Origin of the sequence: Enterobacter sp. CPE_E890, from assembly GCF_046521475.1 — a bacterium.
Classification (GTDB): domain Bacteria; phylum Pseudomonadota; class Gammaproteobacteria; order Enterobacterales; family Enterobacteriaceae; genus Enterobacter; species Enterobacter adelaidei.
In genome coordinates this window covers 2,930,559-2,943,838 of record NZ_JBKFZW010000001.1, presented here as the reverse complement: position 1 = coordinate 2,943,838, position 13,280 = coordinate 2,930,559, and the positions used below count along the sequence as shown (strand labels likewise).

General features: G+C 55.4%; 11 protein-coding genes. 10 read left to right on the top strand and 1 reads right to left on the bottom strand.

Translation table 11 applies throughout. The annotated features are described in order from the left end of the window. Positions 1-105 precede the first annotated feature (105 nt). From motA to cheW, 4 genes are read left to right on the top strand one after another with little or no spacing between them, the layout of a single operon-like run. A complete protein-coding gene (motA, locus tag ACLHV9_RS14450; RefSeq protein WP_008500417.1) occupies positions 106-993 on the top strand; it encodes a flagellar motor stator protein MotA in 888 nt (295 codons plus the stop codon). Next, complete coding sequence (gene motB, locus ACLHV9_RS14445) at positions 990-1,919, top strand: flagellar motor protein MotB (protein WP_028018604.1); 930 nt, start codon at positions 990-992, stop codon at positions 1,917-1,919. Before motA ends, motB begins: the two co-directional genes overlap by 4 nt. Positions 1,920-1,923: 4 nt before the next feature. Then, positions 1,924-3,954, top strand: coding sequence for a chemotaxis protein CheA (gene cheA / locus ACLHV9_RS14440; protein WP_028018605.1), 2,031 nt, complete (start codon positions 1,924-1,926; stop codon positions 3,952-3,954). Positions 3,955-3,973: 19 nt separating this feature from the next. Beyond that, positions 3,974-4,477, top strand: a complete 504-nt coding sequence (gene cheW / locus ACLHV9_RS14435) for a chemotaxis protein CheW (protein WP_008500420.1) — start codon at positions 3,974-3,976, stop codon at positions 4,475-4,477. 96 nt (positions 4,478-4,573) lie between these two features. On the opposite strand, the gene ACLHV9_RS14430 is transcribed toward cheW, so the two are convergent. Further along, entirely contained in the window at positions 4,574-5,833 is a 1,260-nt protein-coding gene (locus ACLHV9_RS14430) for a dicarboxylate/amino acid:cation symporter (protein WP_028018606.1), read from the bottom strand. 430 nt (positions 5,834-6,263) lie between these two features. Between ACLHV9_RS14430 and ACLHV9_RS14425 the strand changes: the two genes are divergently transcribed. The 6 genes from ACLHV9_RS14425 (at position 6,264) to tar (ending at position 13,243) form a co-directional block, all read left to right on the top strand. Beyond that, positions 6,264-6,836: a spore coat U domain-containing protein gene (locus ACLHV9_RS14425; protein WP_028018607.1), complete on the top strand. Its 573-nt coding sequence runs from the start codon at positions 6,264-6,266 to the stop codon at positions 6,834-6,836. Positions 6,837-6,848: 12 nt separating this feature from the next. Beyond that, positions 6,849-7,397, top strand: coding sequence for a spore coat U domain-containing protein (locus ACLHV9_RS14420; RefSeq protein ID WP_108089670.1), 549 nt, complete (start codon positions 6,849-6,851; stop codon positions 7,395-7,397). Between the two features lie 16 nt (positions 7,398-7,413). Beyond that, positions 7,414-8,172 (top strand): molecular chaperone, encoded by a 759-nt coding sequence (locus ACLHV9_RS14415; RefSeq protein ID WP_028018609.1) that lies wholly within the window; start codon positions 7,414-7,416, stop codon positions 8,170-8,172. Continuing rightward, positions 8,148-10,532, top strand: a complete 2,385-nt coding sequence (locus ACLHV9_RS14410; protein WP_108089671.1) for a fimbria/pilus outer membrane usher protein — start codon at positions 8,148-8,150, stop codon at positions 10,530-10,532. Before ACLHV9_RS14415 ends, ACLHV9_RS14410 begins: the two co-directional genes overlap by 25 nt. Beyond that, positions 10,529-11,491, top strand: a complete 963-nt coding sequence (locus ACLHV9_RS14405) for a spore coat protein U domain-containing protein (protein WP_108089672.1) — start codon at positions 10,529-10,531, stop codon at positions 11,489-11,491. The genes ACLHV9_RS14410 and ACLHV9_RS14405 overlap by 4 nt, the downstream gene beginning before the upstream one ends. Before the next feature lie 84 nt (positions 11,492-11,575). After that, on the top strand, positions 11,576-13,243 hold the full coding sequence (tar, locus tag ACLHV9_RS14400; protein WP_049006624.1) for a methyl-accepting chemotaxis protein II: 1,668 nt from the start codon (positions 11,576-11,578) through the stop codon (positions 13,241-13,243). Positions 13,244-13,280 lie beyond the last annotated feature (37 nt).

The window sequence follows — 13,280 nt, the reverse complement described above, 5'->3', positions numbered from 1 at the left end:
ATTCCAGCAGCGGTAAGCAATTACCGCTGCTTTTTTTTACCCCGCAAACGGTAAACGCTGCGAACTGAACGTCCTTGCCATAGTCACTAGCGGAAGGATGATGTCGTGCTTATCTTATTAGGTTACCTGGTAGTTCTCGGTACAGTTTTCGGCGGTTACATGATGACCGGCGGGCACCTTGGAGCACTCTATCAACCGGCTGAACTTATTATCATCGGCGGCGCAGGGGTAGGGGCTTTTATCGTTGGTAACAACGGTAAATCGATCAAGGGCACGCTGAAAGCGATTCCATTGCTGTTCCGTCGCTCGAAATACACCAAAAGCATGTATATGGACCTGCTGGCGCTGCTCTATCGCCTGATGGCGAAGTCACGTCAACAGGGGATGTTCTCTCTTGAACGCGATATCGAAAACCCGAAAGAGAGTGAAATTTTTGCCAGCTATCCGCGCATTCTTGCCGACGCCATGATGCTGGATTTCATCGTCGACTACCTGCGACTCATCATCAGCGGCAATATGAACACCTTCGAAATTGAAGCGCTGATGGACGAAGAGATCGAAACCCACGAAAGTGAATCCGAAGTGCCGGCCAACAGCCTGGCGCTGGTGGGCGACTCCCTTCCTGCGTTCGGTATCGTTGCCGCTGTCATGGGGGTTGTTCACGCCCTGGCCTCGGCGGATCGTCCTGCCGCTGAGCTGGGCGCACTGATCGCCCATGCGATGGTGGGTACTTTCCTCGGTATTTTGCTGGCGTATGGCTTCATCTCTCCGCTGGCAAGCGTTCTGCGCCAGAAGAGCGCGGAAACGACTAAAATGATGCAGTGCGTGAAGATCACGCTGCTCTCTAACCTCAACGGTTATGCGCCACCGATCGCGGTTGAGTTTGGCCGTAAAACGCTTTACTCCAGCGAGCGTCCGTCGTTTATCGAGCTTGAAGAACACGTGCGTGCGGTGAAAAACCCAAACCAACAGACGACAACTGAGGACGCATGAAAAACCAGTCCCATCCGATCGTCATCGTAAAAAAACGCAAGCATAAGGGCGGCGGGCATGGCGCACACGGCTCGTGGAAAATTGCGTACGCCGATTTTATGACTGCAATGATGGCGTTCTTTCTGGTGATGTGGCTGATCTCCATCTCCAGCCCGAAAGAACTGATCCAGATTGCGGAATATTTCCGAACGCCGCTGGCGACGGCGGTGGCTGGTGGGCCGCGCATCTCTAACAGCGACAGCCCAATCCCGGGCGGTGGCGATGATTACACCCAGCAGAAGGGTGAGGTGAAAAAAGAGCCAAACATCGACGAGCTGAAAAGAAAGATGGAGCAGGCGCGTCTGAAGAAACTGCGTGGCGATCTCGATCAGCTGATTGAAGCAGATCCAAAACTGCGCGCGCTGCGTCCGCATCTGAAAATCGATCTGGTACAGGAAGGGTTACGTATCCAGATTATTGATAGCCAGAACCGCCCAATGTTTAAGACCGGGAGTGCGGAAGTTGAGCCGTACATGCGCGATATTTTACGTGCTATTGCGCCGGTGCTGAACGGCATTCCTAACCGAATCAGCCTGTCAGGACACACGGATGATTTCCCGTATGCCAGTGGAGAGAAGGGATACAGCAACTGGGAGCTTTCTGCCGATCGTGCCAACGCCTCGCGTCGCGAGCTGGTGGCCGGTGGGCTTGATGATGGCAAGGTACTGCGCGTGGTCGGCATGGCAGCAACCATGCGTGTCTCTGACCGCGGGCCGGATGACGCCATCAACCGTCGTATCAGTCTTTTAGTGCTGAACCAGCAGGCGGAGCAGGCCATCCTGCATGAAAACGCCGAAAGTCAGAATGAGTCACTGGACGATTTAAAACAGCCTGGGGCCGTTCCTTCGGCTGCCGTTCCAACATCGCCACCAGCCAATCCGAGGTGATAGCGTGAGCATGGATATTAGCGATTTTTACCAGACATTCTTTGATGAAGCCGACGAGTTGTTGGCCGATATGGAGCAACACTTGCTCGATTTGGTGCCTGAAGCACCAGACTCTGAGCAGCTTAATGCCATCTTCCGTGCGGCGCACTCCATTAAAGGCGGAGCCGGAACGTTTGGATTTACCATCCTGCAGGAAACGACCCATTTGATGGAAAACCTGCTTGATGAAGCACGACGCGGTGAGATGCAGCTCAATACCGATATTATCAACCTGTTTTTGGAAACCAAAGATATTATGCAGGAACAGCTCGACGCCTATAAAAGCTCGGCAGAGCCTGATGCCGCCAGCTTTGAATACATCTGCAATGCGCTGCGCCAGCTCGCGCTGGAAGCAAAAGGTGAGGTTGCCGCAGCCGTTGTTCCGGCCGCAAAACTGAGCGTTGTCGATGCCGTTGCCGCCCAGGAGTCTGCCCCTGCCGAAGCACAAGCGGGCAAATTGCGCGTTGTGCTGTCACGCCTGAAAGAGAATGAAGTTAACCTGCTGGAAGAAGAGCTGGGTAATCTGGCGACATTAAGCAATGTGGTAAAAGGCAAAGACAGTCTTGCTGCGACGCTTGATGACGGCATTGGCCAGGACGATATCGTGGCGGTGTTGTGCTTCGTCATTGAAGCCGACCAGATTGCCTTCGAAACCGAAACGGCCGTTGTCGAAACGCCAGCAGAAGAGGTCGCTGTTGTTGCTCAGACTACTGCACCGGCTGTTGTGCCTGCGGCTCCGGCGCTGAAAGCCGTGCCAAAAGAGGCTGCGGCGCCAGGCCGTGGTGAAAAACCGGCTGCGCGTTCCAGTGAATCCACCAGCATCCGTGTTGCCGTTGAGAAGGTTGACCAACTGATTAACCTGGTGGGCGAACTGGTGATCACTCAGTCAATGCTGGCACAACGTTCAAACGAACTGGACCCGGTCACGCACGGCGATCTGATTACCAGCATGGGGCAATTACAGCGTAATGCCCGCGATCTGCAGGAATCGGTCATGTCCATCCGAATGATGCCGATGGAATATGTCTTCAGCCGCTTCCCGCGTCTGGTCCGCGACCTTGCCAGCAAACTGAATAAACAGATTGAACTGACCCTGATGGGCAGCTCAACCGAACTGGATAAGAGCCTGATCGAGCGCATTATTGACCCGTTAACGCACCTGGTGCGTAACAGCCTCGACCACGGTATCGAACTGCCGGAAAACCGCATTGCCGCCGGGAAATCTCCGGTCGGCAATCTGATCCTCTCTGCGGAACACCAGGGTGGGAACATCTGCATCGAAGTGACCGATGACGGTGCGGGCCTTAACCGTGAACGCATCCTGGCAAAAGCGATTTCGCAGGGGATGGCGGTCAATGAAAACATGACCGACGAAGAAGTGGGCATGTTGATCTTTGCGCCAGGCTTCTCGACTGCGGAACAAGTGACCGACGTGTCCGGGCGCGGTGTGGGCATGGACGTGGTGAAACGTAACATCCAGGAGATGGGCGGTCACGTTGAGATCCAGTCTAAGCAAGGCTCTGGCACCACCATTCGCATCCTGCTGCCGCTGACGCTGGCAATTCTGGACGGTATGTCAGTCAAAGTGGCAGACGAAGTCTTTATTCTGCCGCTGAACGCCGTGATGGAATCGCTGCAGCCGCGTGAGGAAGATCTGCATCCGCTGGCGGGTGGCGAGCGTGTTCTCGAAGTGCGCGGTGAGTATCTGCCGCTGGTGGAACTGTGGAAAGTGTTTGAAGTGGACGGGGCGAAGACAGAGGCCACGCAGGGTATCGTTGTGATCCTGCAAAGTGCGGGCCGTCGCTACGCGCTGCTGGTTGATCAGCTGATTGGTCAGCACCAGGTGGTGGTGAAAAACCTCGAAAGCAACTACCGCAAGGTACCAGGTATTTCTGCCGCGACCATTCTGGGTGATGGTAGCGTGGCGCTGATCGTCGACGTATCGGCGCTTCAGGGATTAAATCGTGAACAACGTGTGGCGTACACAGCCGCCTGATTAAGTAGAAGGTAATAACATGACCGGTATGAGTAATGTAACGAAACTGGCGGGCGAGCCATCAGGGCAGGAATTCCTGGTTTTCACTTTAGGTGACGAAGAGTACGGTATCGACATTCTGAAAGTGCAGGAAATCCGTGGTTACGACCAGGTTACCCGCATCGCTAACACGCCTGCTTTTATTAAAGGTGTCACCAACCTGCGTGGTGTGATTGTGCCAATCGTTGACCTGCGCGTGAAGTTCAGCCAGGGCGACGTTGACTACAACGACAACACCGTGGTGATTGTTCTGAACCTGGGGCAGCGCGTAGTGGGCATCGTGGTGGATGGCGTGTCTGATGTGCTTTCCCTGACCTCTGACCAAATCCGTCCTGCACCGGAATTTGCCGTCACATTGTCGACGGAATACCTGACCGGTCTGGGCGCGCTCGGCGAGCGTATGCTGATTCTGGTGAATATTGAGAAGCTGCTGAACAGCGATGAGATGGCACTGCTGGATATCGCGGCGAGTCATGTAGCGTAAAACAAAGCCGGGTAGCACTGACGCTTATCCGGCCTACGTGTTCGAGCCATTAGTAGGCCGGGTAAGGCGAAGCCGCCACCCGGCTTTTTCATACCCTTATGCTTCCTGCTCCACCAGCTCAGCTTCCGCTTCCCGCGCACCTTCATTCTGCGACAGCATCGCGGTCGCGATACCATTCCCCAGAACGTTAATTGCAGAGCGACCCATATCCAGGAAGTGATCAATTCCCATCAGCAGCAGAATACCGGCCACCGGAATATTGAAGCTTGGAATAGTTGCCGCCAGAACGACCAGCGATGAACGCGGTACGCCCGCAATCCCTTTTGAAGCGAGCATCAGGGTCAGCATCAATACCGTCACTTCAGAGAAGCTCAGGTGAATGTTGTACGCCTGGGCGATAAACATCGAGGCGAAAGAGCAGTACACCATCGAACCTACCAGGTTGAAGGAGTAGCCAATCGGCAGGACGAAAGAGGCAATGTTGCGCGAGCAGCCAAAACGCTCCAGCTGTTCCAGCGTTTTTGGATAGGCCGCTTCAGAGCTGCTGGTGGTAAACGCTACCAGTACCGGGTCTTTCAGCATACTGACCAGGCGAAACACCTCTTTTTTCAGCACCATGTAACCCACGGCCAGCAGCACCATGCAGGTGAGAAGAATGGCAACATAATAGCCACCGATAAAGGAGGCGTAGTTCAACAGAATGCCCAGACCCTGAGTGGCAATAACGGATGAAATCGCCGCGAAAATGGCCAGTGGCGCAACGTACATCACGTAACCCGTCACCTTCAGCATGATATGGGAAACCACATCCAGCGCAGCTACCAGAGGCGCGTTGAATTTCTGTCCCAGCGACGCGCCGCCGATGCCGAAGAACATCGAGAACACCACAATCTGCAGGATCTCATTGTTCGACATCGCCCCTGCGATACTGGTTGGAATGGTGTGAGACAGGAAGGCTTTCAGCGTCATGCCACCAACGGCCAGACCGGTATCGACGGCTTCGGTTGGGATCGTCAGGTTCAGACCGCTTCCCGGATGCTCGAGCGTGACGATAAACAGCCCCACCAGAATAGACAGCACGGATGAGCTGATAAACCACACCATCGCTTTGCCGCCAACGCGGCCAATGGTGGAGGTTTCACCCAGTTTCATGATGCCGACGGTTAACGTGCTGAAGACCAAAGGTGCAATCACCATTTTGATCAGGCGAAGGAAGATATCGGTCAGAAGGGTAATATTATCCGACCAGGCTTTAATAGCATCCGCGGATGCGTACTCATGAATTGCTGCCCCTGAAAGAATACCCGCCAGCATGAAAATCACGATGAAGAGTGTGAGTTTGTTTGCACTTGCCACGAAAAAAGACCCTCTATGCGCTTTAGATGTAGCCCGAGTCGATACATATAAATTTTTTATTACGACGCGGGAAATTATTCGGCACATAAATTGACGCAAAGTGTAGGGGGATACAACTCCTTTTTAAGTTTTATTAATTTTGTTGTTAATTCACTGACGATATATTGTGATCGATATCACATTATTTCGGATATATTCTCTGTGGATAAAAATAAAATCTCTGCTTTTTAGAGTTCAACTGACTGTTATTTATAGAAATACATCGTCAATAAGACATTCGGCTTATGCGTCATGGGGCAGGTGGTAGAAGCGATATCCATAAACTAAATTCTCAATAACCCCCTCAAAGGAACCTTAAGCGGGGCTAACATCTTGAACGACAAAAATAAAATGCGACAAGGGAACGGAGACGTCTTCTGGAGGGTGGTAAATGAAAAGAAAACTCCTTTTGATCTGCGCAGGCAGCTTACTGACTGCAACAACGGCCCATCAGGCGCTGGCCGTTACCAGCAGCGGCACCATCGGCGCGACGCTGACGCTGACAAACGGTTGTTTGATAAACGGATCGCCCGCGCAAAGTGGCATTAACTTCGGTACGCTCGATTTCGGTACCCATCCGGCTACCTTTTCCACTCTTACGACGCAGCTGAGCGGCGCCAGCGGCGGAAACACCTTCACCATTCAATGTACGACCGCAAGCTATACGGTCGCGATCACCGGTAATACCCACTCCACCGCGCCCGGCTCCGTTGTCGGTTCGCCGGGTACGCCTGAACGCTATCTGGTTAATACAGCCAACGCGGCACAGGGCGTGGCTTATAGCCTGTACAGCGACAGCGGGTTTAACACCGTGATTGCCAATAACGCCGCGTTGCCGATCGCCTCTACGGCCGGAGGCGTGGATAGCTACACCCTCTACGGGCGTATTACCGGCGGTGGTAACAGCGTGACGGTCGTCCCGGGAACCTACACCGACACGATTAACGTCAGCGTCACCTATTAGTCCCGAACCGCCATGAAGGCAACTCTCACAGGTCTGCGCAAACGCGCAGAGGGACGCGTGCAGCCTTTTTTCGCGCTGATTGTCGGATTGCTCGTGATGCCCTCTGCGGACGCGGTGACATCACAGTCCTTTAAGGTCAGCGCGACGATAGTACCGGGATGCGCGGTGGTCACCGGCAGCGGAGGGCTTCTCGGTACGCTGGATTTTGGCACCCATAACGGCGTCGAGAGCGCGCCGGTCAGCACCAGCTTTGTGCCAAACGGGGCGTTGTCTATCGCCTGTACGCCGGGCGTGGCGCTGAGCATGAGCATTAATGGCGGTCAAAATTATTCATCCGTGCGTCGGATGAAGCGGTCCGGTGGAACAGAACTGGTGCCGTACCGGCTCTACAGCAGCAGCTCGCTGGCCGCGAACAGCGAAATTGGCGTAAACCAGGCGATACCGGTGACGTATACCAACAGCAATAACATCGCGCTGCCGCTTTTTGGCGTGGCGCTACTGACCGGATTTAGCCCGGCAGGAACCTATTCCGATCAGCTCACCGTGACCTTGTCATGGTAATAAAGGGAGAGTGTTGATGAAGCCATTTTTCAGACCGGTATGTCTGGCGGGTGCGTTGGGTATGGCTGCGGTAACCGGCCAGGTGCAGGCGGCGGCGACTATTCTGCTCTGGCCGATCGATCCGTGGCTTGCTGCAGACGCCAACGCCACGGAACTGTGGATCCAGAATCAGGGAAACAGCGCCACGACGATGCAGGTCCGCATCGTGCGCTGGAAGCAGGAGGACGGACACGAGCGTTATACCTCGCAGCAGGACGTGGTCGCCAGCCCGCCCATCGTCACGATTGGTACTGGCAGCAAGCAGCTTATTCGCCTTATCAAACAGGCTTCTGTTCCCGCTGGCGTCGAACAGGCTTACCGCATTATCGTAGATGAAATCCCTCAGCCTGATACAAAAGCCGAACCTGCCATCGGCCTCAAATTGCAGATGCGTTACTCCATCCCTTTGTTTGTGTATGGACAGGGGATCCCGACCATCAAAGAAGGCGCGCATCACGCGCTGGCGGAAACCCAAAACCTGAGCTGGCGGGTGACGCGCGCGGAGGGGCAGCCTGCGCTGGAGGTCAGAAATCGGGGTGATGTCCATGTCAGGCTGAGCCAGGTGGCGCTGGAGCAGGGAGGTCGGAAACACACGGTAGCGGATGGACTACTGGGTTACGTTCTCCCCGGCAGCACCCGCAGTTGGCCAATACCCGCCGGGGTTCGCCAGCCAGACCGGATGAGTGCGCAAATTAATGCCAGGGACGCACAATGGCAGTCGACGCCCGTCAACTGAAACCGGCGATGATGATACTGCTTTGCGTCAGTACCACTTCCTGGGCTGAAACCGGCGACGACAGTTTACCGCCGCCCCCCCAGGCTCAGGCGATCAATGATGAGGCGGTCTTCCAGCTCGCCCTCGTGCTGAACCACTACGATACCGGTCTGGTGGTGCCTGTGACGCAACGTAAAGGCGCTTTCTATATCTCCAGCGCAGATTTGTTACGCGCAGGGCTTCCCCCTGAGCATGTACCAACCGGGGACGTTAATCTCTCTTCGCTTTCTCAGGTTAGGGTGGAGTATGACAGCGCTGCGCAACGGTTATTGCTGACCGTTCCCCGCGACTGGGTCACGACCCGCGTTACGCCGTTCAGCACACAAACGGCGCAGAGCAAACCGCACTTTGGACGCGGGGCATTGCTGAATTATGATCTCTACACCAACCACACGGAACATCTTGGTGGTCAGGCGTCGCTCTGGCACGAATTCCGCTACTTTAACGAGAACGGCTCGTTTTCCTCTACCGGCTACGCCCGGGAAAATTTCACCGGGAATAATGGTCAGCAGGAAGGATATGTCCGCTATGACACCACTCTGCTATTCACAAATGAGGATGAGGCGATTTCCTGGAGTGCCGGGGATGTGATCAGCGACGCCCTGAGCTGGAGTACCAGCGTGCGTATGGGCGGGATAAGTTACGGACGGGATTTCTCCCTGCGTCCGGACCTGGTCACATGGCCGCTACCCGAATTTTCGGGAGAAGCCGCGGTACCCACCTCGGTTGATCTCTTTATTAATGGCTATCGGTCCGGCTCAACTCAGCTCCAGCCGGGGCCATTTACGCTGACTAATCTGCCCTATATCAACGGTGCTGGGGATGCGGTACTGGTCACCACCGATGCATTGGGTCGTCAGGTAAGTACCACGCTACCGTTTTATGTCACCAGTGATTTGTTAAAACAAGGCCTGAGCGACGGGGCCGTGACGCTCGGAAGCCTGCGGCGTAATTATGGCATCAGGAATTTTGACTACGGCCCTGCGGCAGGCAGCGGCTCATATCGTTATGGTTTGACGGACTGGCTCACGCTGGAGGGGCATGCGGAAGGGGCACAAGAGCTGGCGTTGGGGGGCGCTGGCACTGTGGTTAAACTCGGACAGTTTGGCGTGGTGAATACCTCTTACTCGCAAAGCCGCATGCGCGGTGATGCAGGCGGGCAAATCAACTGGGGTTACCAGTACAGCACCAGCGAGTTTAGCGTGGCAACCCAGCACACGCGGCGCGATCGCGGCTTTGGCAATCTGGCTCTCTACGACCAGCCGACGGTCTATGACGAAAATGACAAACCCATCGCCAGTTTTAGTCGCAATACGGATCAGTATTCTCTCACCTTTAATCTGGGGCAGTACGGCAATATTGGCGCAGCCTGGATCGGCGTAGAGAGCTTCGACAGTCAAAAAACCGAGCTGCTGAATCTCTCCTGGAGCCGTAATCTGTGGGGTGCGAGCAGTATTTATCTGGCGGCAAGCCGGGACCAGCAGCGGGGAGACTGGACGGTGGCGTTGTCGCTGCAGGTGCCGCTGGGGGCGCGTGACAGCGCCGCCGTCACTTTCGAAAACACCCCGGATGCGGGCAGCACGCAGCGCATCAACTATAACCACTCGATGCCTTCCGACGGCGGGTTTAGCTGGAACATGGCATGGGCTAACCAGTCGAAAGCCAGTGACTATCAGCAGGGAACGCTGGGCTGGCGCAATAACAACATTGAGCTACAGGGAGGCGGTTATGGTGAAAAGGACAACATGACCTGGTGGGGCGAGGCGATGGGGGCGATTGTTCTGATGGACGGCGAGCTGTTTGCGGCCAACAAGATCAACGATGCCTTTGTGGTCATCAGTACCGATGGTCACCCGGATGTCCCGGTCAGCTACGAGAACCAGCCCGTCGGTAAAACCAATAACAACGGTTATCTGCTGGTGAGCGGGGTGTCGGCGTATTATCCGGCCAGTTACCGGATTGATACGCTGAATTTGCCTGCGGATACCCGGCTGAAAGAGACCGAACGCCGGATTGCGATCCGCCGCCATAGCGGCTACCTGGTCGATTTCCCGATGGAACAGGAGCGGGTGGCGAGCGTTATTCTGCATGATGCGCAGGGACAGGCTATTCCGGTGGGAAGCCAGGTCCGACGCGCATCGCGTAGCAATGCGGTGGTAGGGTATGACGGTATCGCCTGGCTGGAAAATCTCAGTGATGTGAACCCGCTCGACGTTATCACCCCTGACGGAAAGCACTGCTCGGTCACGATGACGGTGAGTGCCAATCCGCAACACAAACTGCAAACCTACGGTCCTCTGGTTTGTCGGGAGGAACAGTGAAACGCATGCTGCTGTTGATGTTGTTGCTGTTCTCTGGCAGCGGCTGGGCGGCGTGTAACATCAGCACGGTCAATGCGTCGTTTGGTAGCGTTACCTCGTTCGCACTCGGCGGAAGCGGAGAGGTCGAAACCACGGGCACGCTGGTGGTGGCGTGCGATGCCATACTGAATCTGTTGACCAGCGACTCCGTGACGCTGACCTATAGCTCGGCATCGGTCTCGGGCAGCAGTCGGGCCACCATGAAACGGACGGATAATGCGGCCATTACGGACGTGATCCCCACGCGATTGTGCGGTCTATCGGGGTGCGCAAGCAGCAGCGAGGTACAGATAAGTAAATCGTATACCTGGAGTGGGAATACCTTGCTGGGGCTACTGGGGTCAAAGCAGTACAACATTCCGCTCTATTTTCGCACCGTCGCCGGGCAAAACGTCACTGCCGGGCCATATCAGGTGCAGTTAACCTTCAGCATTAACTACAGCGTGTGCTCCGTGGGCGCGCTCGGCATTTGCACAATCAATCAGACGGGAACCTCGACAACCACCATCCTGTTAGATATGACCGTCACCAATGACTGCAGCGCGATGACCACGCCGGACGTGAGCTTCAACAGCGCGCCGCTGGTACAAAGTTTCCCCACCGTCTCACAGGCGATTGCCGTCACCTGTACCAAAGGAAGTTCGTATACCATCGGCATCAATAACGGTGCCAACGCGCTGAACAACGTGCGGCGTATGGTGAATGGTAGCAACTTTATGAGCTACGACATCTATAAAGAAGCCACCAGTAACCGTTGGGGGGGGAGCGGCAGCGAGCGCTGGTCCAGCGCGGTATCGTCGCAGGTCAGTACTGATGGTTTACTGCGCACCTACAACTACACCGCGAAAGTCCTGACCAATCAGGCCACGCCCCCCGCCGGAACCTACACCGATACGCTGATTGTCGACGTGGCGTTTTAACCCCGCGCTTTTCCCTTTCTCAAATGTAAAGTTCCTGTGGGCAGTGCCGATAACACCGTTAATAAATCTATGAGAAGGTGTTGTATGTTGAACCGTATCCGCGTTGTCACAATGCTCATGATGGTGCTGGTCATTTTCGCACTTCTTCAGCTCATCTCCGGCGGGCTTTTTTTCTCGTCATTAAAACAGAACCAGGACAGTTTCGCGGCCTCGAACGATCTCCGCCTGCAGCAGAGTGAACTCACGTCGACGTGGGATCTGATGCTGCAAACGCGTATCAATCTGAGCCGCTCGTCCGCGCGCATGATGATGGATCCGAATAATCAGCAGAGCAGCGCGAAAACCGATCTGTTGAAAAATGCCCGTGCTACTCTCGCTGACGCCGCAAAACATTACGACGCCTTCAAAAAGATCACCCCGCAGCCTGCCATGGAGCAGGTGAGCCAGAATATTGACGAAAAATACAACGCCTACAATGCCGGTCTGACGGAGCTGATTCAGTTCCTGGAAAGCGGCAACATGGACGCCTATTTCGCACAGCCAACGCAAGGGATGCAAAACGCACTTGGCGCGGCGCTGGGGGAATATGCGAAGGTCAGTAGCGATCTGTATCACTCGGCCTTTACCGAAAGCCAGAATGACTATCGCTTTGCGAAATGGCAGATGGCCGTGATGGCGCTGGCGCTGGTTATTGTGTTGGTCGCGGTCTGGTACGGCATTCGCCATATCCTGCTGAACCCTCTCGGTCGCGTCATTGCCCACATTCGTGAAATTGCCGGAGGCGACCTGACCAAAACGCTGACCGTTTCCGGGCGCAATGAGATCACCGAACTGGCCAACAGCGTTGACCATATGCAGCGTTCATTAATTGAAACCGTCGCCAACGTGCGAAACGGGTCGGAGGCTATCTATACCGGCACCAGCGAAATTGCGCTGGGGAATAACGATCTCTCTTCCCGTACTGAAGAGCAGGCATCCGCCCTGGAAGAGACGGCCGCCAGCATGGAACAACTTACCGCGACCGTGAAGCAGAACGCCGATAACGCCCGTCAGGCTTCTCAACTGGCTGAAAGTGCCTCTGAGACGGCGCAACGTGGTGGTCGCGTGGTGGATGGCGTGGTGAAAACCATGCACGAAATCGCCGACAGCTCGAAGAAAATCGCCGACATCATTAGCGTCATCGATGGCATTGCTTTCCAGACCAACATCCTTGCGCTGAACGCCGCCGTGGAAGCGGCACGTGCGGGCGAGCAGGGGCGTGGGTTTGCCGTGGTCGCGGGTGAAGTGCGTAACCTCGCCAGTCGCAGTGCCAATGCGGCGAAAGAGATCAAAGCGTTGATTGAAGATTCCGTTTCCCGCGTGGATACCGGCTCCGTGCTGGTAGAAAGTGCCGGGGAAACCATGAATGACATCGTGAATGCTGTTACTCGCGTAACGGACATCATGGGTGAAATCGCCTCTGCATCTGACGAGCAGAGTCGTGGTATCGACCAGGTTGCTCTGGCGGTATCGGAAATGGATCGCGTGACACAACAAAACGCCGCGCTGGTGCAGGAGTCCGCTGCGGCGGCCGCTGCCCTGGAAGACCAGGCGAGCCGTCTGAAGATGGCCGTCTCGGCGTTTCGTCTCGCTTCACTCGCTGGAAACACGGTCACCCCGCAAGCCACCTATCGTGTGCCCGCTGCAGAATCAGCGGCAACCCGTACCCGTGCTGCGACGACCGGACAAGATGAAAACTGGGAAACATTTTGACTGACAATTAAACCGCGGCTGCTTGCCGCTTGATGGG

What these genes read in the sequence shown, in the direction of transcription:
- ACLHV9_RS14415 (WP_028018609.1), top strand. Translation starts at nt 7,414, where the DNA reads ATGAAGCCATTTTTCAGACCGGTATGTCTGGCGGGTGCGTTGGGTATG.
- ACLHV9_RS14420 (WP_108089670.1), top strand. Translation starts at nt 6,849, where the DNA reads ATGAAGGCAACTCTCACAGGTCTGCGCAAACGCGCAGAGGGACGCGTG.
- ACLHV9_RS14425 (WP_028018607.1), top strand. Translation starts at nt 6,264, where the DNA reads ATGAAAAGAAAACTCCTTTTGATCTGCGCAGGCAGCTTACTGACTGCA.
- tar (WP_049006624.1), top strand. Translation starts at nt 11,576, where the DNA reads ATGTTGAACCGTATCCGCGTTGTCACAATGCTCATGATGGTGCTGGTC.
- cheW (WP_008500420.1), top strand. Translation starts at nt 3,974, where the DNA reads ATGACCGGTATGAGTAATGTAACGAAACTGGCGGGCGAGCCATCAGGG.
- ACLHV9_RS14410 (WP_108089671.1), top strand. Translation starts at nt 8,148, where the DNA reads ATGGCAGTCGACGCCCGTCAACTGAAACCGGCGATGATGATACTGCTT.
- motB (WP_028018604.1), top strand. Translation starts at nt 990, where the DNA reads ATGAAAAACCAGTCCCATCCGATCGTCATCGTAAAAAAACGCAAGCAT.